The organism is Pseudomonas sp. GW821-FHT02B10, assembly GCF_059421865.1.
This window is the reverse complement of the sequence record NZ_JBWKVU010000014.1, coordinates 173,994-195,042: the sequence shown is the minus strand read 5'-3', so window position 1 is coordinate 195,042 and position 21,049 is coordinate 173,994. Positions and strand designations below refer to the sequence as shown.

The 21,049-nt window shown below is 64.7% G+C and carries 17 protein-coding genes; 14 read left to right on the top strand and 3 right to left on the bottom strand.

The window, feature by feature from the left end:
- Window positions 1–640 precede the first annotated feature (640 nt).
- From AC07VU_RS25840 to AC07VU_RS25825, 4 genes are all read left to right on the top strand, one after another.
- Window positions 641–1,660: a fimbrial protein gene (locus tag AC07VU_RS25840; protein WP_495030733.1), complete on the top strand. Its 1,020-nt coding sequence runs from the start codon at window positions 641–643 to the stop codon at window positions 1,658–1,660.
- Between the two features lie 318 nt (window positions 1,661–1,978).
- Window positions 1,979–2,500, top strand: a complete 522-nt coding sequence (locus AC07VU_RS25835) for a sigma-70 family RNA polymerase sigma factor (protein ID WP_495030732.1) — start codon at window positions 1,979–1,981, stop codon at window positions 2,498–2,500.
- Window positions 2,497–3,456 carry a FecR domain-containing protein gene (locus AC07VU_RS25830; protein WP_495030731.1) on the top strand — a complete coding sequence of 320 codons (960 nt, stop codon included), beginning with the start codon at window positions 2,497–2,499 and terminating at the stop codon, window positions 3,454–3,456. The genes AC07VU_RS25835 and AC07VU_RS25830 overlap by 4 nt, the downstream gene beginning before the upstream one ends.
- Before the next feature lie 103 nt (window positions 3,457–3,559).
- Entirely contained in the window at window positions 3,560–6,040 is a 2,481-nt protein-coding gene (locus tag AC07VU_RS25825; protein ID WP_495030730.1) for a TonB-dependent siderophore receptor, read from the top strand.
- An 847-nt stretch (window positions 6,041–6,887) separates the two neighbouring features.
- Here the strand turns inward: AC07VU_RS25825 and AC07VU_RS25820 are convergent.
- On the bottom strand, window positions 6,888–8,540 hold the full coding sequence (locus tag AC07VU_RS25820) for a hypothetical protein (RefSeq protein WP_495030729.1): 1,653 nt from the start codon (window positions 8,538–8,540) through the stop codon (window positions 6,888–6,890).
- A gap of 56 nt (window positions 8,541–8,596) precedes the next feature.
- On the opposite strand from AC07VU_RS25820, the gene AC07VU_RS25815 reads away from it, so the two are divergent.
- The 9 genes from AC07VU_RS25815 to AC07VU_RS25775 all read left to right on the top strand — a co-directional run bounded on the left by AC07VU_RS25815 (window position 8,597) and on the right by AC07VU_RS25775 (window position 18,081).
- Window positions 8,597–9,946 carry a hypothetical protein gene (locus tag AC07VU_RS25815; protein WP_495030728.1) on the top strand — a complete coding sequence of 450 codons (1,350 nt, stop codon included), beginning with the start codon at window positions 8,597–8,599 and terminating at the stop codon, window positions 9,944–9,946.
- A gap of 251 nt (window positions 9,947–10,197) precedes the next feature.
- On the top strand, window positions 10,198–10,641 hold the full coding sequence (locus AC07VU_RS25810) for a CopD family copper resistance protein (RefSeq protein WP_087092121.1): 444 nt from the start codon (window positions 10,198–10,200) through the stop codon (window positions 10,639–10,641).
- Between the two features lie 92 nt (window positions 10,642–10,733).
- Window positions 10,734–12,092 (top strand): oxygen-independent coproporphyrinogen III oxidase, encoded by a 1,359-nt coding sequence (locus tag AC07VU_RS25805; protein ID WP_495030727.1) that lies wholly within the window; start codon window positions 10,734–10,736, stop codon window positions 12,090–12,092.
- A gap of 142 nt (window positions 12,093–12,234) precedes the next feature.
- Window positions 12,235–13,026, top strand: a complete 792-nt coding sequence (locus AC07VU_RS25800) for a CbbQ/NirQ/NorQ/GpvN family protein (RefSeq protein ID WP_495030726.1) — start codon at window positions 12,235–12,237, stop codon at window positions 13,024–13,026.
- Complete coding sequence (locus AC07VU_RS25795; protein ID WP_274303596.1) at window positions 13,010–13,609, top strand: cytochrome c oxidase subunit 3; 600 nt, start codon at window positions 13,010–13,012, stop codon at window positions 13,607–13,609. Before AC07VU_RS25800 ends, AC07VU_RS25795 begins: the two co-directional genes overlap by 17 nt.
- 10 nt (window positions 13,610–13,619) lie before the next feature.
- Window positions 13,620–13,880, top strand: a complete 261-nt coding sequence (locus tag AC07VU_RS25790; protein ID WP_053261568.1) for a cytochrome C oxidase subunit IV family protein — start codon at window positions 13,620–13,622, stop codon at window positions 13,878–13,880.
- Window positions 13,881–13,983: 103 nt separating this feature from the next.
- Window positions 13,984–14,424, top strand: coding sequence for a c-type cytochrome (locus tag AC07VU_RS25785; protein ID WP_495030725.1), 441 nt, complete (start codon window positions 13,984–13,986; stop codon window positions 14,422–14,424).
- 3 nt (window positions 14,425–14,427) lie between these two features.
- Window positions 14,428–15,852: a cbb3-type cytochrome c oxidase subunit I gene (locus AC07VU_RS25780; RefSeq protein WP_495030724.1), complete on the top strand. Its 1,425-nt coding sequence runs from the start codon at window positions 14,428–14,430 to the stop codon at window positions 15,850–15,852.
- A gap of 393 nt (window positions 15,853–16,245) precedes the next feature.
- Complete coding sequence (locus AC07VU_RS25775; protein WP_495030723.1) at window positions 16,246–18,081, top strand: nitric oxide reductase activation protein NorD; 1,836 nt, start codon at window positions 16,246–16,248, stop codon at window positions 18,079–18,081.
- Window positions 18,082–18,399: 318 nt separating this feature from the next.
- On the opposite strand, the gene AC07VU_RS25770 is transcribed toward AC07VU_RS25775, so the two are convergent.
- Both AC07VU_RS25770 and AC07VU_RS25765 read right to left on the bottom strand, forming a co-directional pair.
- The gene (locus tag AC07VU_RS25770) at window positions 18,400–18,594 is read right to left on the bottom strand and encodes a protein DnrP (protein ID WP_495030722.1); all 195 of its coding nucleotides are present in this window, start codon (window positions 18,592–18,594) and stop codon (window positions 18,400–18,402) included.
- Window positions 18,591–19,274 carry a Crp/Fnr family transcriptional regulator gene (locus AC07VU_RS25765; RefSeq protein WP_495030721.1) on the bottom strand — a complete coding sequence of 228 codons (684 nt, stop codon included), beginning with the start codon at window positions 19,272–19,274 and terminating at the stop codon, window positions 18,591–18,593. Before AC07VU_RS25765 ends, AC07VU_RS25770 begins: the two co-directional genes overlap by 4 nt.
- Before the next feature lie 572 nt (window positions 19,275–19,846).
- On the opposite strand from AC07VU_RS25765, the gene AC07VU_RS25760 reads away from it, so the two are divergent.
- Complete coding sequence (locus tag AC07VU_RS25760; protein ID WP_495030720.1) at window positions 19,847–21,037, top strand: NnrS family protein; 1,191 nt, start codon at window positions 19,847–19,849, stop codon at window positions 21,035–21,037.
- Window positions 21,038–21,049: the final 12 nt, after the last annotated feature.

Genomic DNA, 21,049 nt, shown 5'->3' with positions numbered 1-21,049 from the left:
AAGCTCACCCAGGACCTGGCCCTGCGCGCCAGCTACAACATCCGCAAGGACGATGACTTCACCCAGCAAGGCATCAATGTCGGGGTCAGTCTCGACTTCTGAACCTGAACCGCAGGCCATAAAAAAACGCTGCCCCCGCAAGGAGGCGGCGTTTTTTTATCGCACTGCGGCACTGGCTGTTCACCCCGGGTGGTGGTGACGTCACCGACCCGTACCCGAGGAAGGTCAACGCCTATGCCTTCAGCGGCACCTGGCGTATAGCTCCTTCTCACCCTACGGCTACAGCGGCGCTGTTCTGCTGCCAAGGTTTCCTATATCGGGTAGGGCCTGACGGGGAGGGCGCAAGGCTTCGCAAACAGGGCCCTGGCGTTTGGGGGCGTGTGGCTGCCTCAAGGCCGAGCAGGGGCAAGCTCGCTCGAGGATAAGTTATGGAAAGTTCGCATCGGTCGATGCGGAAAAATCTGTTGAGCAAGCTGCCATATACAGAGGTTGTTTTAAGGATATTTCATCATTTTCATGGGTAAGAATCGTCATTTGGCCATGGAAAATAGATCAATTTATTGGGAAATATCTTATTTAGACTGTTGAAACTTCTATGTAGCGTTGCCGCACAAGTCGTTCAATTCCCGAGGGAGATTTCTTGTTCAGTATTCGTGATCTCAGTGTCTGGACTGTCTGGCTTGCAGCGGCTGGCAGCCTGTTTTCCCCGTACTCGGTCGCGGCCCTTTCCGATGTCTGCCTTCCTTTCGGTCCCGCTGTTATCAGTGTTCCTTTTTCCAGCTCGCTGGTTGTGCAACGGGACGTCCCGGTTGGCGGCGTACTGGCCTCCGTGGAGGTCAAGACCCCTATTCGATGTAATAACCGCTTCTTTCCAACCGGGGGCTATGCCCAATACTTCAAGTCGTTTTCCAATGCGGCGGTTGGGGTCAGTCGTGGGGCATTCAGGACGAGCAACAGTGGGATCGGATTGAGGTGGACCCTGTCGGCACCCACGGGAAACTATTCGTTCAGCAGTACCGACCTCAACAGCACCAGTCCCATGGCTGGCGTCGCCTTTCCCTATCTGGGAGGGGATAAATATTACGCGCTCCAACACACCTTCGAGTTGATCAAGCTGGGGGATGTGGCGGGAGGGAGTTTTCGATTTCCAGACTTCTCGGTGATGAGCAGCCCTGACTCTGTCCTGGGTGGCCTGTATGACAAGAAGCTCAACACCTTCACTTTTCCCCAGGTCAATGTGGCGGTGTCGTCCTGCTTCGTGATGGAGAACAGCATCCTGGTGAAGATGGGCCGGGTCGATGCGAACAGTTTTCGTGGCCCGGGCACTGCCGTGCAGGAGAAGAGCTTTTCGATCGACCTGCGCTGCGATGCGGGGGCCAGGGTCAACCTGACCCTGGATAGCACCCATCAGGTCGGTGGCTACCCGGGGACTATCAGGTTGGCGTCTTCGGCGCAGTCGGCGATAGGGGTCGGCATCCAGGTACTCAATGCTTCCATGGCAAACCACACGCCAATGCTTCTGGGGCAGCCGCAGATGATGGGGCTGGCCAGTGGCGGGATCAATTCGTTGAAGTTGGCGGCCCGGTATATTCAGGTTGCCAATAAGGTTTCCGGTGGCAAGGCCGACGGCACCCTGACCTTTGTCCTCAGTTACCTTTGAAGGCCGTGAACGCTTGCCGCCATCGAGGCGTCCGTGGCGGTGGGGCTGTTCCAGGTCTGGACAGTGCAGTACGCCATAACGGCATAAGCCAGCACCGCGTGAAAACCTCGGACTGCCGCGCCCGGCGAGCCGTTTTTTTGAGCGGGCGAGCGATTGCGCGGGTTAACCGTCATGGCGATTTCGTGTCGCGATCCCAAGGTCGAAGGGGAGGGTTGTCGCTCCAACGCGCCTGGAGCCGCGGCCACAGGTATTTGTTGCAAGCCGCGAAGGTGTACATGACAATGCGAGTCATTATCAGTCGCGAATTATTCCATCGTCATGCCCACCAACGACTTGTCCTTACGCAGTGCTGTCAACGATCTGTATTGTGACCATCACGGTTGGCTCCAGGGCTGGCTGCGCAAGCGCCTGGGCAACGCCTTCGATGCCGCGGACCTGGCCCAGGACACCTTCGTCCGGGTGATCAAGGCCCGCTCCGCGCTGGACATCCGCGAGCCGCGCTCGTACCTGTCGATGATTGCCAAGGGCCTGCTGATCGACCTGTTTCGTCGGCGTTCACTGGAGCAGGCCTACCTCGATGTGCTGGCCGCCATGCCCGAAGCCCTGCAGCCGTCGCCGGAGGAACAGGCGATCCTGTTCCAGGCGCTGATGGAGATCGACCGCCTGCTGCAAGGGTTGGGGCCGCGGGTCAAGCAGACCTTTATCCTGTCGCAGTTCAGTGGCCTGACCTACCCGCAAATCGCCGAGCAGTTGGGCGTCAGCGTGCGCACAGTGAACAACCACATGGCCAAGGCCATGGAGCATTGCTGTCTGATGCAGATCCAGTTGCAACTCCCATGAGCCTGCCCGCCGAAGAGATGAAAGCCATCGGCGTCGCGGCGCGCTGGTATGCCCGCCTGCATTCCGGCACCGCGACCGACGCCGACCGGGCCGCCTGGGACAGCTGGCTGGCGGCCGATCCACTGAATCGCCAGGCCTGGCAGAGAATGGCCGCCGTGGCCGAGCAGATGGCCAGCGTGCCGGGCGCCCTGGCGGCGCCGACCTTGAGCCAGGCCGGCAATAGTTCCCGACGCCAGGTGCTGCGCAGCGCCTTGCTGCTGACCTGCGCCGGTTCCCTGGGCTGGCTGGGCTGGCGCAGCCAGGCCGCGCAGAACCTGATGTGCGACTACCGCACCCGGGTGGGCGAGCGCCGCGAATTGCGCCTGGCGGACGGCAGCAGCCTGCTGCTCAACACCGACACCTCGGTCAACCTGCGTTTCGATGGGCGCCAGCGGGTGCTGGAGCTGCTGTGGGGCGAGATCCTGGTGAGCACCGCGCCTGATCCATTGCAGCGGCCCTTCAAGGTGGTCACCCGCCACGCCGAGGTGCTGGCGCTGGGCACGCGTTTTATCGTGCGCAGCCAGCCCGGCGGTGGCGAGGTGGCGGTGCTGGAAAAGGCGGTGGAGGTCAGCGTGCCGGGCGGCGGTCCGGCGATGCGGGTCGAGGCCGGCAAGCGGCTGGCGTTCGACGAGCGCAGCCTGGGCATGCCACGGGGCAACGACGTTTCGGTGGGCGCCTGGCAGCAGGGCAGCATCATCGCCATCGACCGGCCGTTGGTGGCGCTGCTCAATGACCTGTCGCGCTATCGCCCCGGCGTGCTGCGTTGGGACCCGGCCATCGGCGACCTGAAAGTCTCCGGGGTCTTTCCCATCGATGACACCGACCTCGCCCTGGCGGCGCTGGAGAGTGGGTTTGCCTTGCGCGTGACCCGCTACAGCCGTTTCTGGGTCCAGGTCGCCCGGGCCGATTCGCGCTGAACAGGCGCCTTGGATAAAAAATTCTGCGGTGCCTGCACTTTTCGAGCGCACCGTTCGGCTCATCCCTCAGTGAGTTGTTATTGACCGTTTTGGGGGAGGGAGCATGTCTCGGGTGAACGCGCCAGGTCGTCTGGCGAACGCAGTGAAAGTCGCTTTGCTGGCAACCACCATGGCCAGCGCCTGTTCGGTGAATGCCGACCCGGCCGCAGGGGCCGCGGCGCAGCAGAGCCAGGTCCGCGCCTACGACATCGGCGCCGGCAGCCTGGTGGATGTGCTGACCCGTTTTTCCAGCGCCGCCGGGGCGGCGATTTCCTTTGATGCGCAGCAAACCCAGGGCCGGCAATCGCCCGGGCTCAAGGGCCAGTTCGGGGTCGACGAAGGTTTCGCGCGGATTCTGCGCGGCAGCGGCCTGCGCGCCGAGCCCCAGGCCAACGGCAGCTATGTGCTGCGTGCGGTGCCGGTGCTCGGCTCGGCGCTGGAACTGGGCGCCACCAACATCGACGGCCAATTGCTGGGGGCAACCACCGAGGGCAGCGGCTCCTACACCACCGGGTCGGTGACCATCGGCAAGGGCCAGCACTCGCTGCGCGAGACCCCGCAATCGGTGACGGTGATGACCCGCAAGATGCTCGACGACCAGAACCTGCACAGCATCGACCAGGTCATGGAAAAGACCCCGGGCATCACCGTCTACGACTCGACCATGGGCGGCAAGTATTTCTACTCCCGCGGCTTTCGCATGTCGGGCCAGTATCAGTACGACGGCGTGCCGCTGGACATGGGCAACCAGTATGTCCAGGCCGACAGCTTCAGCGGCGACATGGCCTATTACGACCGGGTGGAAATCCTCCGTGGCGCCGCCGGGATGATGAAGGGCGCGGGCGGCACCGCCGGCGGGGTGAACTTCGTGCGCAAGCGCGGCCAGAGTACGCCGCAGACCGAAGTCACCTTGTCCGGTGGCAGCTGGGACAACTACCGCGGCCAGGTCGACACCGGCGGCCCGCTCAACCAGTCCGGTACCCTGCGTGGCCGCGCGGTGGTGGCCGAGCAGAGCCGGCGTTACTTCATCGACGACGCCAGTCGCAAGGACCAGGTGTATTACGGCGCGCTCGACTTCGACCTGAGCCCCGACACCACCCTCGGCCTGGGCATCGCCTATGAAGACGTCGACGCCAACCCGTGCTGGGGCGGCCTGCCGCGCTACAAGGACGGCAGCGACCTGAAACTCAGTCGCTCGACCTGCCTCGACCCGTCCTGGAACACCTGGCGCAGCAAGCGCACCACGGTGTTCGGCGACCTCAGGCACCAGCTCAACGACGACTGGGCGCTGAAGGTCGCCGGCGTCTACACCAAGAACACCCAGGACATCAAATACGCCTTCGCTTCCGGCGCGGTGACCCCCGGCGTCGACACCACTGGCATGCTCGGCAGCCTGTACGACTACGACCAGGTCGATTACGGCCTCGATGCCTACCTGGATGGCAAATTCACCGCGTTCGGCCTGCAGCATGAGCTGGTGGTGGGGGTCAACGGCAGTCGCGCGGACAAGGACGATTTCTTCTCGGTAGCCTTGCTGCCGCAGCGGCAGAACGTGTTCAACCCGGACCGGCATATCCCGGAACCGGACGACAACTACTTCATCGAGAACTCGACCCGCGGTGGCCCGGTGAAGACCGTCACCGAGCAGCGCGGCCTGTACTCGACCCTGCGGCTCAAGCTGGCGGAACCCCTGACCTTCGTCGTCGGCGGCCGGGTCAGCTGGTACCGCTCGAAAAGCGATTCGGTGTTCCTCAACTCGGGCACTTCGGAGCACGCCAGAAGCACCGAGACCGGCCAGGTCACGCCCTTTGCCGGCCTGTTGCTGGACCTCAACGATAACCTGACCGCCTATGCCAGCTACGCGGAGATCTTCACGCCCCAGGGCAACCTCCGCTCGGAAAGCGGCTCGGCGCTCAAGCCGCTGGTGGGGGAAAGTTACGAGCTGGGGATCAAGGGCGAATGGTTCGACGGGCGCCTGAACAGCGCCTTCAACCTGTTCCAGACCGTGCAGAAGGACCAGGCGCAGACCGACTACAACTCCAGCTGTGCGTCATCGGACGGCTACTGCTACCTGAACTCCGGCAAGGTCCGCGCCCAGGGCTTCGAAGCCGAAATCAGCGGCGAGGTCATCGAGCGCCTGCAACTGCTGGCCGGCTACACCTATACCCAGACCAAGACCCTGGACGACATCGACAGCGGGCTCAATGGCGCCGCGTTCAACAGCTATGTGCCGCGCCATATGCTGCGCCTGTGGGGCGACTATGCCCTCGATGGCGCGTTCGAGCGCTTCAGCATCGGCGCCGGGGTCAACGCGCAAAGCGACAACTTCCGGGTCTCGCCGGCCACCAGCGAAAAAATCACCCAGGCCGGCTACGCGGTGTGGAACGGCCGCATCGGCTACCGCATCGACGACACCTGGTCGCTGGCGCTCAACGGCAACAACCTGTTCGACAAGCGCAACTACTCCACCATCGGCATCGAAAGCTTCGGCAACTACTACGGCGATCCGCGCAACTTCACCATGACCCTCAAGGCGAAGTTCTGAGTCGCTCAGCCAATAAAAAACGCCACTCCCGGGAGTGGCGTTTTTGTCTGCGGCCGACTCAGCCGATTTCTACCCATCCCTGGGTATTGCCAGGCTTCACAGAGCATCCAGCAGCACATTGCCGATGGGCGACTTGGGGACTGCACAAATTTCGGAAATTCCCTACAACACGCCTGTAACTTCTTTCAATAGGATGGCCAGCTGACTAAAAGGAGGGTCACGTATGGCTAATCACGGTTACATGCCTGGCGCTTGTTTAGATATGTCAGAGCAGACTATGTACGATCCTATAAAAACATGGGGGCAGGCGCGATGGGGTTTGAAATATATACCGACTTCCAGGCAGGAAAGCAGGTGTACCGAGAATCCGGAAAATGATTTTGTGGGTTTTTCCTGTTTTGGCCGCCTGTGGCATTAGTGTTGCCTACTTTCTGAAGGTGCGCCTCTCTGGTGGCGATTTGAATTACGCCAGGTTTTATTTCTGTTTGGTGCTCAATGGTCTTTTTGTCGTGCCTTACATGGACATTCTTCAGAATGATGACTTTCTGTTCTTGGGGCATCGGCCCGAGATAGTTTCAGAGCATCCATTTATTGGGTGGATTGCTTTTTTTTGCATATTTACTCATCTGTTTGCGCTCCCGGTTAAACGAAAAGTCAAAGTGTGGTTTTCACAAAAGTAAGCGCATGCGAATAAATGATTTCTGGATTACGCAGTGCCCGCAATTCACCTTGGGCGGGCTCTTTCGGTACTGCGAAGAAGCACTTCCTGATCTGAAAACCTCAGCCTGCCGCGCCCAGCGAATCGGTTTTTTACCTGGGCGTGCAGGCCTGGGGGGAGCGGTGTGACTCAGCCAATCTCTACCCAGGGCTGATCGCTCCCCGCACCCAGCAACGCTTCGACCGGCTTCACGGCAATCCGGCCATCCACAGTGCCCAGCGCCAGCTGTCCGTCGCGGGCGTCCATGGCGTGGATGAGGGTCGGCAAGCTGTCGATCCGCGCCTTGGCGTTCAGGCGTAGCTGCCCGTTCCGGGCGTCGATCAGCATGAGCGTTCCGTCCAGGAAAGCCGCCGCCACCAGGCCGGCTTCGGGCAGGTGGACGATCGCGCTGGGCGATGCCGGGGTGGGATGCCGCCACAGTTCCTGGCCGCGCTCCAAGAGCCGGCGGTAGATGAAGCCCTGGTACGCATCGCCGACCGAAGGGTTGTAGTGCTGGCCGGCGATGACCACGCCCGCGCCCAGGGCATCCGCCACATAAGCGCCGCGGCATTCCATGGCGTGGCTGGCCCGGGTGCCGTCCTGCTTGAGCAGCGGCCAGAGTCTTTGTACGGCCCCGTCGGGCTGGACGATGCACAGGTACTTGTGTTCGTGGGAACTGGCCGGGGTGCCTTGGAGCGCGAATAGATGGGGCGCGCCGCTGATGCCGATGTAGTGGTTGAAGCAGTCGTAGTGGCCGACATCGACGGGCTGGGCACTGTCGCGAGTCGGGTCGAGCAGGACGTCGACGGCCTTCGATCCGGGCCCTCTCAGGCGGTTGCGCCGCCCCAGCAGGCGACCGTCGCTGGCGGCCGAAAAGGTGTATTCATCGTCGTATTCCTGCACCGGCACCAGGCCGTTGTCCGTCAGCCGATACAAACGGGAGTCGCGCCGATAGGCCTCGGGCCCGTCCTGCACCTGCACCCCGTGCACATGCACGCCGGCCCCGCGCAGGATCTCGGCGCCGTAGCCTGGACCCGTGTGGTGGGCGAGCCGGGTACCGTCCGTGCCGTAGATATCCAGCAGGCAGCCGTCGTGGGTTACGCCCAGGCGGTCCGGGCCGAGCCAGGCGATATCGCGGATCGCGCCCCGACATTCCAGCTCGGGCACACCCAGCCAATGGGCCAGGCGCGTGACCGGTAGGCGCTGGTCATCTGCGGCAAGGCCCGAGGCATCGACGGTAGCGGCCGGGTCCAGTTCCAGCACCGCGGGCGCTTGCCCAGCCCAGGCTGCCTCGCTGTCATTGGCCTGCACCAGGAACAGGGTGTCGAGGATCACCGACCAGTCGCTGTCGTCCAGCCCGTCCCATTCTTCGTTCCATGGCCGCACCCAGGCGTCGATCCGCTCGCCGCTGGCGTCGTAGCGGCAGCGCACCACTTCGGGAATATCGGCAAAAGGACGCCGGCTTTCGCCGGTCTGCCAGTTCCACACCGCCAGCTCGCCTTCGAACAGGTAGCCGCCGTCATAGCGGCCGGCGCCGATCACGAGGCGGGGCAGGGTGGGGTGGAAACCCACATCGTTGATCGGCAGGCACAGTTCGTCGAAGATGGCGAACGGCACCGGCTCGCCACGTCGGTACATGCCGAGCCGATAACGCAAGCCGGTGCCGCCATAGGCCGCGCGCGCGGGTGGATTGACCAGCAACGCAAACTCCGAGACCACGGCGGCGATATCCCCCGCCGGGTTGAAGAACGCCCCGGTGATCCTGCCGGTTCCGCGCAAGGTGGGGTCCATGATGCTGGTCATTGCTGCTCCCTGAGTGGTGCTGTATCGATGTGTCGTTTCATTTCCATGGAGGGAGAATGCTCATTCAAACAATCCTGTTTTTCGCCAATCCGGCTAGCAGAGAGACCCTGCGGCGCGCCATCGCGACCGCTGCATTGCTGGTGGCCTCGTCTGTTGCGCCCCTGCAGGCGGCGTCGCTGTCATTGGAGGTCGAACTGGCCGACAGCTCCATTGCCTACCTCGATGAATCGACCCAGGCGCGATTGTGGCCGCAAGTATGGACGGGGGCCGAGCTCGTTGCCTATTACTTCCCCTCTATCGGTAGCAAGGGCAAGACGCAGAAGACGCGGCCCAGCTTGCAACTGTTCACCTGCATGGTCGGTACCGTCTGTGTCCCGGCGCCTCGTTTCGAGATGGAAAGCTTGCCGGTGCGGCGCCAAGTGACGGTTCGCGCACAGGTGTTGCAGGGCAGTGCGGGGCAGCCGCTGAAGCTGCGCTTCGAGTTGCCCGAAACACCTGCCGAGCATTACAGCTTCAGCCATGCCGAATTGCGCGCACCGGCGGAGGCGCTGTGGCGCGAGCCCTTGTTTACAAACTGGGCCCGCGATTTGTCGTGGGAGGCACGGCGGGGGTTCTCCAAGCGACGCAAGCAACCCCTGAGTATTGCGCTGGTCTTCCCGAAGCAGGAGGTACCCGGTTATCAGATGGTGGATCTCGCCGTCAGAACGCCAGGGGGAGATAGCCACCCTGGCGACCCTATGGCGGTGACGACCTTGCGTGCCAACCTGAAGGCGCCGGACGGCAGCGTGCGACAGATGGCATGGCCGGGGCACTTGAGCCTGGACCTGCAGGAACGGCTTGAGGCGTCGCCGGACTGGGCCAGGACCGGCCGCGTGCCGGCTGCCGTCAAGCTCAATCAGTTTCCCAGACGACTCTATTCGTATAGTGCCAAGGAACGCATCAGCACCGTCGTGATGCCGGATAGCACACCGCGCTGGTACGGCTTGAAGCACTACAACGCGCCCAAGGGCGTGTGGTTGCATCTGACCCAAAGCGGTCCCCTCGCGCAGGTGGAACTGCTGGCCGAAGCGGGCGCTGAGCGGGCGATCGAGGGGCACGTGCCGGTCAAGCGCGAAACCTGGCTGTTCTTCGCAGGCAAGCTGATGCGCTACCGCGGGCAATTGCATTACAACAATGAGCCCCCGCTGCCCGGCACTGAGTGGCGGATGGACTGGAGCAATGGCGAGCGACTGGAGGCGAGCGCCGCGAATGTGTCGTCCAATTCACTGAGCAAACAGCTGCCGGATTGCCGCTGGAATGGCTGCCGGAAAAACCTGGCCGAAGCTCGGGCCCAGTTGGCGGCGAGCGATGTGCAGTTGCAATCGGAAGGCGAACGCTACCTGCGGCTTGCGGGTTATCGCGATTGAAGCGGCGGATCATGGGTGCGGTCGCTCTTTAGGCCTTACACAGTGAATGGGGTGATGACGACCCTCTCGGGGACTTGTGGCTTTCTTGATTGACATCAACCGCGCGAGCGGGGCGGGGCGGTAGTCTCGCGGCAACGTGCGAGGCCGGGGCGATTCCGCCTGGTCCGAGCCCATCGAGGTGGCGTTCTTTCCCACGCTGACCGGCGGTTGAGGCGCTGGCCCAGGCCGCGCAACTCTGATTCGGAGGGCCCATGATCTATCCGCTGCTGCTCACCTTGCACCTGTTCGCCGCTCTGGTCTTCATCGGCACGGTGTTTTTCGAAGTGCTGTTCCTGGAACACATCCGCCAGCAACTGCCGGCCAAGCTCATGGTGCTGCTCGAACAGGGCATCGCCGGCCGTGCCCGCCAGCTGATGCCCTGGGTGCTGCTGGTGCTGTTCGGTGCCGGGCTGGGCATGGTCTGGGCGCGTTACCTGCCGGTGCTGGCAGCGCCCTTGGCGTCGTCGTTCGGCACCTTGCTGCTGCTGAAGATTGTGCTGGCCGCCAGCGTGCTCGGGCATTTCCTGGTGGCCATGCTGCTGTTTCGGAGCGGGCGCATGAATGCCCGCTATTCGCGCTTTATCCATCACAGCCTGTTCGGCCATATGCTGCTGATCGTGCTGCTGGCCAAGGGCATGTTCTACCTGAACTGGTAGGTCGGCGCCGACCCCACGCTTGATGCAAGTCAAGGAGCCCCGGGTGTTAACGCCGGACACTGGCCCTCCACCGCCAGCCATGGAGCCCAGTCATGCCCGATCTACTCCCGCACCGCAGCGAGCCGGTCGTTCGACGCGATCAAGGTGTGCTCGACCCCAACTGCCATGTCGACACCCGCCGCTTTCACGGCGGCATCGGCTCCCTGGACCTGCTGCGGGCATTGCGCAACAGCCGGCAGAAGCGCCGGCCGCTGTCCTTGAACGTGCAGTTCCCGCCGCGCCTGGCGGGCACGCCGGTGGACGCTGGCGCAAGCTACCTGCGGCGGCTGGAACGCGAGATCGACCTGGTGGGCTGCCACCTGGCGCCGGAGCAGCGCATCGAGCAGTTCCACCTCGGTGGCGGCGCCCCGGAAGCGGCGCAGCTGCAACGCTTGATGCAGCACCTGCGCCAGCGCTTTCACTTCCTCGAACACGATTGCGGCGACTACAGCATCGACGTCGACCTGCACCACACCGACTGGGCGACCATGGGCCTGCTGCGCGACCAGGGGTTCAATCAGGTCAATATCGGGGTGCCGGATATCGGCAGCGACAGCCAGTTGTCGGTGGCCTGCTACCAGAACCCGGCGCCTATCCATTCGCTGATCGACGCGGCGCGGACCTTTGGCTATCGCTCGGTGAATGTCGACCTGGGGTATGGCCATGCCTGGCAGACCCCTTCGAGCTTCGCCTTGAAACTGGGCACCCTGATCGAGCTGGAGCCCGACCGCCTGCAGGTGTTCGACTATGCCCAGCCACCGTTGCGCTACCGGCGCCAGAGCCAGGAGCGCCCCGCGGCAGCCTGCAGCCAGGAGGCCAAGGAGACGATGCGGCGCATCTGCTTCGAGCGCCTGCTGGCGGCGGGTTACCAGTACATCGGCCTGGGCCAGTTCGTGCGCCCCGACGACGACCTGATGATGGCCCAGGAACGCGGCCGGCTGCGCCGCAACTGCCAGGGGTTTACTTGCCACGGCTACTGCGACCATGTGGGCTTCGGCCTGGGCGCCATCAGCCAGTTCGACGAGCTGTATACGCAGAACAGCGAGCGGCTCGACGACTATCTGCAACAGCTGGACCTGGGCCAGCTGGCGACCCGTCGCGGCTGGCGCTGCGAGGCCGGCGACCAGGTCCGGCAATTGGTCATGGAGCGCCTGGCGTGCGACCTGGAGCTGGACATCCTGGCCATCGAAAGCCGCTACGGGCTGATCTTCCGCCAGTACTTCGCGTCCGCCTGGCTGCGCCTGCAACAGCTGAGCTGGAATGGCCTGGTGGAGCTTTCGGAGCGCTTTATCAGCATCCTGCCCGCCGGCCGGCTGGAGGTGGACAGCATCTGCCAGCTGTTCCAGGAGGACCTGGACAGCCAGGGGCAAGCCTCTGGTTGCGAGTGCGTCGAGCCCGATTGCGAGCGTTGATTGCAGGCGCTGATTTCGAGGCCTGAGCGCAGCCCGGCGCGGCACGCTTGACGGCGATCAAGTTTGCCCGCCGGTTCGCTTGCCGCTCCCTTGCGTGGCGCCTTAGCGTGGTCCCCGAACCCCGCTGTGAATCAGGTAGCCCATGGATCTCGGAACGGCTTGCGAACCCTTCTATCAACCCTTGAACAATGAACAGGCGCTGTTCGAACAGGCCTGGCGGCATGGCATGCCGGTGCTGATCAAAGGCCCCACGGGCTGCGGCAAGACCCGCTTTGTCCAGCACATGGCACACCGCCTGAACCTGCCGCTGCACACCGTGGCCTGCCACGACGACCTCAGCGCCGCCGACCTGATCGGCCGCCATCTGATCGGCGCCCAGGGCACCTGGTGGCAGGACGGGCCGCTGACCCGGGCGGTGCGCGAGGGCGGCATCTGTTACCTCGACGAAGTGGTCGAGGCGCGCCAGGACACGGTGGTGGTCCTGCACCCCCTGGCCGACGACCGCCGCGAGCTGTTCCTGGAACGTACCGGCGAAGTGCTGCGGGCGCCGCCGTCCTTCATGCTGGTGGTGTCCTACAACCCCGGTTACCAGAACCTGCTCAAGGGTATGAAACCCAGCACCCGCCAGCGCTTCGTGGCGATGCGCTTCAACTATCCGCCGCCGGCCGAGGAGGAACGCATCGTCCAGCGCGAGGCGCAAGTGGATGCTGCGCTGGCGCGGCAGATCGTCGGGCTGGGGCAGGCCCTGCGCCGCCTGGAGCAGCATGACCTGGAGGAGGTGGCGTCCACCCGGCTGCTGATCTTCACCGCGCGCATGATCGGTGCCGGCATGCCGCCGCGCGAAGCCTGCCTGGCGTGCCTGGCCGAACCCCTGAGCGATGACCTGGTGACGGTGGCGGCGCTGATGGACGTGGTCGATGTGCACTTCGGCTGACTCCGCCGCGGCAGCCACCGAGGCCTCGCGGCGCCACCTGCCGGGGGACCTGGCGATGTGGTTGTTCATCCTCGCCGAGCTGTCGGTGTTTGCCATCCTGATCCTCGCGTTCGCGGTGACCCAGCGGCTCAAGCCGCAGCTGTTCGCCGAAAGCCGCCAGCTGCTCGACAGCTCCACCGGCCTGGCCATGACCCTGAGCCTGCTCAGCGCCGGGCTGCTGGCGGCGCTGGCCCAGGAGCGGGTGCGTCGGGCTCGGCCACGCCAGGGCGCGGCGCTGCTGCTGGCGGCCTTGCTGGTGGCCATGGTCTACCTGCTGCTCAAGCTCGGCGAGTACCGGCATTTGCTGGGGCTGGGGTTAGGGCTGGAGCACAACACCTTCTTTACCCTGTACTGGATCCTCAGCGGTTTTCATTTCCTCCATGTGCTGCCGGGCATGCTGATTTTCGCCTGGCTGGCGCAGCGCTGCCTGCGTGGTCGATATGGCGCCGACAACTGCTCGGGTTTCGAATCCGGGGTGCTCTATTGGCACATGGTCGATCTGGTCTGGGTGCTGCTGTTTCCGCTGGTCTACGTTCTGGATTGACGAGGTGCGCATGTCCGCTGGCAGGTTCCTGTTGAGCTGTTGGGTCGCACTGGCCGGCCTAAGCGTCGGCACGGTGTGGCTGGGCAGTTGGCTGGGGCCGGGCGCGCCGCGCGGGTTGGCGCTGCTGATCCTGCTGCTGGCGGTGGCCAAGGCCTGGCTGATCGCCGACGGCTTCATGGAGCTGCGCCACGGGCCGCGCCTGTGGCGCTGGCTGCTGCTCGGCTGGCCGCTGGCGCTGGCCTTGCTGCTGGGGTTGATCCTCAGCCTGTAAAGGCAATACCCGAGTAAAACCATCGGCGTTTCTTGATTGCCATCAAGCGGGTTTATGCCCCGCGCTTCCTATCATGGCCGGGCCAAGCCAAGAGGAAGCGAGCATGCCGCAGAACTTCACCAAAGGCATGGCCAGGAACATCTATTTCGGGGGAAGCGTGTTCTTCTTCCTGATCTTCCTGGCCTTGACCTATCACACGGAGCAGACCTTTCCTGTACGCAGCAACGACGCGCTGTTGAGCGCGGCGGTGGTGCGCGGCAAGACGGTCTGGGAACAGAACAACTGCATCGGCTGCCACACGCTGCTGGGCGAGGGCGCCTACTTCGCGCCGGAGCTGGGCAACGTGTTCCAGCGTCGCGGCGGCGAGGAGGGCTTCAAGCCCTTCCTGCAAGCCTGGATGAAGATGCAACCCCTGGGCGTACCCGGACGCCGGGCCATGCCGCAATTCAACCTGAGCCAGCAGGAGGTCGACGACATCGCCGAATTCCTCAAGTGGAGCTCGAAGATCAATACCAATGGCTGGCCGCCAAACAAGGAGGGCTGAACGATGCGTCTTGCCAATCCACACCTGAAATTCGCCTCGCAAGCCGTGGCCAAACCCTACTTCGTGTTTGCCCTGATGCTGTTCCTCGGCCAGGTGCTGTTCGGTTTGATCATGGGCCTGCAATACGTGATCGGCGATTTCCTGTTCCCGATCATTCCCTTCAACGTGGCGCGCATGGTCCACACCAACCTGCTGATCGTCTGGCTGCTGTTCGGCTTCATGGGCGCGGCCTACTACCTGATCCCGGAAGAGGCCGACCGCGAACTGCACAGCCCGAAACTGGCGCTGCTGCTGTTCTGGGTGTTCGCCGCCGCCGGCGTGCTGACCATTCTCGGCTACCTGCTGGTGCCCTACGCGGGCCTGGCCCGGCTGACCCACAACGAACTGCTGCCGACCATGGGCCGCGAGTTCCTCGAGCAGCCGACCATCACCAAGATGGGCATAGTGCTGGTGTGCCTGGGCTTTCTCTACAACATCGGCATGACCCTGCTCAAGGGCCGCAAGACCACGGTCAGCATGGTGATGATGACCGGGCTGATCGGCCTTGCGGTGTTCTTTCTGTTCTCCTTCTACAACCCGGCCAACCTGGCCCGCGATAAGTTCTACTGGTGGTGGGTGGTGCACCTGTGGGTGGAAGGCGTGTGGGAGCTGATCATGGGCGCGATGCTGGCCTTCGTGCTGATCAAGATCACCGGCGTGGACCGCGAAGTGGTGGAGAAGTGGCTCTACGTGATCATCGCCATGGCGCTGATCAGCGGGATCATCGGCACCGGCCACCACTTCTTCTGGATCGGCGCGCCCGAGGTCTGGCTGTGGGTCGGCTCGATTTTCTCGGCCCTGGAGCCGCTGCCGTTCCTGGCCATGGTGATCTTCGCCTTCAGCCTGGTGAAGAACCGCCGCCGCCAGCACCCTAACCGCGCCGCCACGCTGTGGGCCAAGGGCACCACGGTGACCGCGTTTTTCGGTGCCGGGGTCTGGGGTTTCCTGCATACCCTGGCGCCGGTCAACTACTACACCCATGGCACGCAACTGACCGCGGCCCACGGCCACCTGGCGTTCTACGGCGCCTACGCGATGATCGTCATGACCCTGATCAGCTACGCCATGCCGCGCCTGCGCGGGCTCGGCGAAGCGGCGGACGAGCGCTCGCAGACCCTGGAAGTCTGGGGCTTCTGGCTGATGACCCTGTCGATGGTGATGATCACCCTGTTGCTCACCGCCGCCGGCGTGGTCCAGGTGCTGCTGCAACGCTGGGCCGAGGACGGCACGGCGATGCCGTTCATGGCCACGGTGGAGCATCTCAATGGGCTGTTCTGGGCACGCCTGGTCAGCGGGCTGGGGTTCTTCGCCGGGCTGCTGTGCTACCTGCTGAGCTTCCGCCAGCGCGGCCGCGCCGCCTTGCGCGTCGCCACCTCTGTGACCCCTTGATATGTAGCCGCCTGTAGCCGCTGCCGAGCGCAGCGAGGCTGCGATCGGTTTGGGCGGCATTCCGACGCAGTGGCCGCAAACCGGGCCATGCGGTCTTTCCGGCAAACCGCGCGCACAGGTTTTGCGAGGACTACGTCCTCGAACGCAGCCTCGCAGGCTCGGCAGCGGCTACAGAACAACGCACGACTACGGTCTATGTAGCCGCTGCCGAGCGCAGCGAGGCTGCGATCGGTTTGGGCGGCATTCCGACGCAGCGACCGCAAACCGGGCCATGCGGTCTTTCAGGCAAACCGCGTGCACAGGTTTTGCGAGGACTACGTCCTCGAACGCAGCCTCGCAGGCTCGGCAGCGGCTACAGCGCATCGTTTTCCTGCATTCGAAAAAGGAGGCTCCATGGCCTTTACCCTGGAACTGGAAGAGTGGGTCGGCAGTGTCTGGCATCGTTTCATCACCCGTCGCGCCAGCGTGGATTTTCCCGAGGCGCGAATCGAGCTGGCGCCGCGTCAACGTGCCCTGGCCCTGCTGTTGCGGGCCATGGGCGGCGTCGGTCGCGGCGTCGAGGCGGCCAGCGAGCGCGACCTGCTGTTGCGCCGCAGCCTGTTGCAGCAGATCGCCGGCACCTGCCGGCAAACGCCCCTGGCCTGGTGCGACGCCGACAACCTGCGCCTGCCGGCCAGCCTCGCGGTGTTCCCCGAGGCGGCGTTGAACGAGGAACTGTACCGCTGGCTGGCCCTGCTGGCGGCGCAGTCCGGGCCGATGCGCCATTGGGGCCGGGACAATCAGCGCTGGACCCGGCGCCTGCTGCAACGCTACCCGGCGCTGCGTGAGCGCTACCGGCGGCTGGTGGAGGCGCACCTGCAACTGCGCCCCGATCCAACCTCGTTGAGCCGCCCCGAGGCCGCGCTGGAACGCGCCCTGTGCCAGGCCCTGCGCGAACCCGGCAGTGTCGCCGAGTTTCCCCGCAGCGAACGCGCGGCTTGGCCCGTGCCGCTGTGGTTGTACCCGCCGCTGCACCTGGCCAGCCCGCTGGCCGTCGATCTGGAGGACTCGGCGGAGGACCTGGCCACCGCTGCCGGCGAGCAGGCGGGCGGGCGTAAGCGCGCCAGCCGGGTCGAGGGCCATAGCCGCGACGGCGGCCTGCTGATCGTGCGCCTGGAGAACCTGTTCAGCTGGACCGAGCATGTGGACCTCGACCGCTGGGCCGACGACAGCCAAGACCCGGACGCCGCCCGGGTCGCCGCCGACCTGGATGAACTGACCCTGTCGCGCACCCGCCTGCGCAAGGGCGGCGGCCTCAAGCTGCACCTCGACCTGCCGCCGGCGGACGTCGACGACATTCCCCTGGGCGAGGGCATCCACCTGCCGGAATGGGACTACCGCAAGGGGCGCCTGCAAGAGCACTTCGTCAATCTGCAGATGCTGGTGCCGCGCGATTGCCAGGCGCAGCCGCTGCCGTTGCGCCTGAAACCGTCGGCGCAGTTGTTGCGGCGGCAGTTCCAGCAGTTGCGCAACGAGCGCCAATGGTTGCGCCAGCAGCCCCAGGGTTCGGAACTGGACCTGCAGGCCTGGCTGGATTTTCACGTCGAGCGCGCCCATGGCGCCTGTGCCGAGCGCGGCCTGTTCATGGAACAGCGCCAGACCCGGCGCGACCTGGCGTGCCTGTTGCTGGCCGATGTCTCGATGTCCACCGACGCCCACCTCAACGACGAGCACCGGGTGATCGAGGTGATCCGCGACAGCCTGCTGCTGTTCGGCGAAACCCTGGCCGGCCTCGGTGACGACTTTGCCCTGTACGGGTTTTCCTCATTGCGCCGCCAGCAGGTGCGCATGCAGGAACTCAAGGCCTTCGACCAGCGTTACGACGACCACACCCGCGGGCGCATCCTGGGGCTCAAGCCGGGTTTCTACACGCGCATGGGCGCGGCGATTCGCCAGGCCACGCGCCTGCTCGGCAGCTGCAAGCGCCAGCGCAAGCTGTTGCTGTTATTGACCGACGGCAAGCCCAACGACCTGGACCTCTACGAAGGCCGTTATGGCGTCGAGGACAGCCGCGAGGCGGTACTGGAAGCGCGGCGCCAGGGGCTGACGCCGTTCTGCATCACCATCGACCGCGAGGCCGCGGCTTACCTGCCGTACCTGTTCGGCGCCAATGGCTACACCCTGATCCGCCAGCCCGAGCAGCTGCCGCTGCGTTTGCCGCAGTTGTATCGGCAGCTGACCCAGCCCTGAGGCGCCCGCCGCCTGGGACACCTTCGCCGGCCAGGGCAGGCGAGGGGGAAGGGTTCAATGTTCCAGGCAAACCTGGTGTGCAGGCCTTGCGAGGACTGCGTCGGAATGCCAATCAGGCAACGCGTTATTTCAGGTAAATCTCGCGCATAGGTTTTGCGAGGACTGCGTCCTCGATCGCAGCCTCGCAGGCTCGGCAGCGGCTACAGGACCGCGCACGACTCCAGACCTGTAGCCGCTGTCGAGCGTTAGCGAGGCTGCGATCGGTTTGGGCGGCATTCCGACGTAGCGGCCGCAACGGTGTTTCAGGCAAAGCATCTGCTAGGAGCGCGGCAGCCAGAAGAACATCGCCACGCAGAACAGCGTCAGGCCGATGCAGAACCCGCTGAAGCGCCGCAACCGCCGTTGTTCGGCGTGCGCCGCAGTAGCGGGAAGGGGCATGCCGCAATGGCGGCAGGAGGCTTGCCCGGGCGGGTTGGAGCCTTGGCAATACAGGCAGACCGGCCCGGCGCTCATTCGAATTGCTCCAGCCGCGGACGGTCGAGAATGACGATCTGGCGGCCGTCCTGGCTGATGATCTTTTCATCGATCAGGCGCCGGATGATCCGCGAGAACGTCTCCGGCTGGATCGCCAGGTGGCCGGCGATCAACTGCTTGGCTATCGGCAGTTCGAACCGGCGCTCCACCGGTTGCAGCTGCATCAGTTGCGTCAGCAGATAACGCACCACCCGGTGGGTGGCGTTCTTCAGCGACAGGGTTTCGATCTCGTTGACCCGCTGGTGCAGGCGCACGCAGAGCTTGCCGAGCAGGGCGAAGGTCAGGCGGCTGTTGCTTTGCAGCAGGCGCAGGTAGGTGTCGTTGGACAGGCGATAGAGCTGGGTCGGGCCGATGGCTTCGGCGCAGGCCACATAGTCCGGCGTGTCCATCAGCATCATCGCCTCGGCGAAGGTCTGGCGCGGACCGATGACCTCGAGCACTTTTTCCTGCCCATCCGGCGTCAGGCGGTAGACCTTCACCGCGCCGGCGATCACGAAATAGAAAGCTTCGGCCGGCTCCCCCTGGCGGAACAGCGGGTCGCCCTTGTCGAGGCTGAGCAACTGGCTGGCCGCCATCAGCTCGTCCAGCTGTTCCTCGTTCAAGGGCTCGAACAGGTGATGGCTGCGCAGGATCTGGTGATGCACGCGATGAAGCACCATGAATATTCATCCTTATGGCTGGGGGAAAGGTGCTGCCGTGGTTCAGACGAGGCTCAGGGCGACGCGGCTGGCGAGGGCCAGGATCGCGCCGAGGACGACAAACCACGTCAGTGGCTGGATGGCCTTTTTCAGAGTGGCTCCGGCGGTATTCATGGTGGCTCCGGTCATTTGGGAGGGATTTGGGTGCCCTGTGTTCAGCAAGACCCGGGCCAGGCGCCAGGGCCCCTGTAGGCGGGGGATCTGCGGCTGCGTGGTCAAAAAGACCTGGCGATTTCGGGTGTAAATGACTAGCGAATGGTCATTTTGACCCTCGCGCTGTAAGGCGAGCCCCGGCACCGCGCCGGCCGCAACCCCGGCCCGCCGGCTTATGGCCGTTCCTGGTGGTGATCGGGCCCCGGGGCACGGCCCTTGCACTGCCAGACAGGACGGTGGGCACAACAGCCCGCCACATCCCGGGCAAGCTTGATTTGCGACAACGGCAAGGGCGCGCCAATGGCCGATGATGGCCGGGGATTTCATTCGCCGCGTGTCGACCGTCGCCGGGTCGCACGCTGGGTAAAGGAGTGGGCTTGATGCAAGTACTTGAGCGTCGTGCGGCGATGGCAATCGTGCCGCTGTTACGCCTGGCCTTCCGGCCGTTTTTCCTCGCCGGTTGTGTCCTGGCGCTGCTGGTGGTGCCGCTGTGGCTGGCGGCGCTGCAGGGCGCCCTGGGCGACTGGCAACCGGCGGGAGGCTGGCTGGGCTGGCACCGCCACGAACTGCTATTCGGTTTCGGCCTGGCGATCATCGCCGGCTTCCTGCTGACCGCGGCGCAGACCTGGACCGGCCAGCCGGGCCTCTGCGGCAAGCCGCTGGCGGCCCTGGCCTTGCTCTGGCTGGCCGCGCGCCTGGCCTGGCTGGGCAGCGCGCCCCGGCCGCTGCTGGCGGTGCTGGAGCTGGGGTTTCCCCTGGCGCTGGCCGGGTTGATGGGCCGCATGCTGTGGAAGGTGCGCCAGCAGCGCAACTACCCGATTGTCCTGGTGCTGCTGTTGCTCGCCGCGGCGGACGGCCTGTCGGTGGCCGGCCTGCTGCAAGGCCACGAAGGCTGGCAGCGCCAGGGCGTGCTGAGCGGCCTGTGGCTGGTGGCGGCGATGATGAGCCTGATCGGCGGGCGGGTGATTCCGTTTTTCACCCAGCGCGGCCTGGGTCGGGTCGCGGCCGTGACGCCCTGGCCATGGCTCGACTATTTGCTGCTGGCGGGCTCGGCCCTGGTGGCGCTGCTGTATGCCGCCGGGCCGGCGCTCATCGCCAATACCTGGGTTGGCGCGCTGTTCCTGCTGCTGGCGGCCGCGCATCTGCTGCGGTTGTGGCGCTGGCAGGACCGCGGGCTGTGGCGTGTGCCGCTGCTGTGGTCGCTGCACCTGGCCTACGGCTGGCTGGCGCTGGCGTGCCTGGGCATGGCGCTGTGGCATTTCGGCGCGCCGCTGAACTCCAGCCTGGCCGTGCACGGCCTGACCATCGGCGCCATGGCCGGGTTGATCCTGGCGATGATCGCCCGGGTCAGCCTGGGCCATACCGGGCGGCCGCTGGAGCCGCCAGCGGGCATGACCCTGGCGTTCATCCTGCTCAATCTGGCCTGCCTCAGCCGGGTGCTGCTGGTGCTCTGGCTGCCGGTGGCGGCGTTGTGGCTGGCGGGCCTGTGCTGGGCCCTGGCCTTTGCCCTGTACGTCTGGCGCTACGGGCCGATGCTGCTGCGGGCGCGGGTCGACGGGCACCCGGGCTGAGCCCTGAATGCG

Bases quoted from the DNA above. Each gene is read 5' to 3' on its own strand.
- AC07VU_RS25770 (WP_495030722.1), bottom strand. From the start codon at position 18,594: ATGAGCGCCGGGCCGGTCTGCCTGTATTGCCAAGGCTCCAACCCGCCC.
- AC07VU_RS25795 (WP_274303596.1), top strand. From the start codon at position 13,010: ATGTGCACTTCGGCTGACTCCGCCGCGGCAGCCACCGAGGCCTCGCGG.
- AC07VU_RS25780 (WP_495030724.1), top strand. From the start codon at position 14,428: ATGCGTCTTGCCAATCCACACCTGAAATTCGCCTCGCAAGCCGTGGCC.
- AC07VU_RS25790 (WP_053261568.1), top strand. From the start codon at position 13,620: ATGTCCGCTGGCAGGTTCCTGTTGAGCTGTTGGGTCGCACTGGCCGGC.
- AC07VU_RS25785 (WP_495030725.1), top strand. From the start codon at position 13,984: ATGCCGCAGAACTTCACCAAAGGCATGGCCAGGAACATCTATTTCGGG.
- AC07VU_RS25815 (WP_495030728.1), top strand. From the start codon at position 8,597: ATGCTCATTCAAACAATCCTGTTTTTCGCCAATCCGGCTAGCAGAGAG.
- AC07VU_RS25820 (WP_495030729.1), bottom strand. From the start codon at position 8,540: ATGACCAGCATCATGGACCCCACCTTGCGCGGAACCGGCAGGATCACC.
- AC07VU_RS25765 (WP_495030721.1), bottom strand. From the start codon at position 19,274: ATGGTGCTTCATCGCGTGCATCACCAGATCCTGCGCAGCCATCACCTG.
- AC07VU_RS25805 (WP_495030727.1), top strand. From the start codon at position 10,734: ATGCCCGATCTACTCCCGCACCGCAGCGAGCCGGTCGTTCGACGCGAT.
- AC07VU_RS25825 (WP_495030730.1), top strand. From the start codon at position 3,560: ATGTCTCGGGTGAACGCGCCAGGTCGTCTGGCGAACGCAGTGAAAGTC.
- AC07VU_RS25835 (WP_495030732.1), top strand. From the start codon at position 1,979: ATGCCCACCAACGACTTGTCCTTACGCAGTGCTGTCAACGATCTGTAT.
- AC07VU_RS25810 (WP_087092121.1), top strand. From the start codon at position 10,198: ATGATCTATCCGCTGCTGCTCACCTTGCACCTGTTCGCCGCTCTGGTC.
- AC07VU_RS25830 (WP_495030731.1), top strand. From the start codon at position 2,497: ATGAGCCTGCCCGCCGAAGAGATGAAAGCCATCGGCGTCGCGGCGCGC.
- AC07VU_RS25760 (WP_495030720.1), top strand. From the start codon at position 19,847: ATGCAAGTACTTGAGCGTCGTGCGGCGATGGCAATCGTGCCGCTGTTA.
- AC07VU_RS25775 (WP_495030723.1), top strand. From the start codon at position 16,246: ATGGCCTTTACCCTGGAACTGGAAGAGTGGGTCGGCAGTGTCTGGCAT.
- AC07VU_RS25800 (WP_495030726.1), top strand. From the start codon at position 12,235: ATGGATCTCGGAACGGCTTGCGAACCCTTCTATCAACCCTTGAACAAT.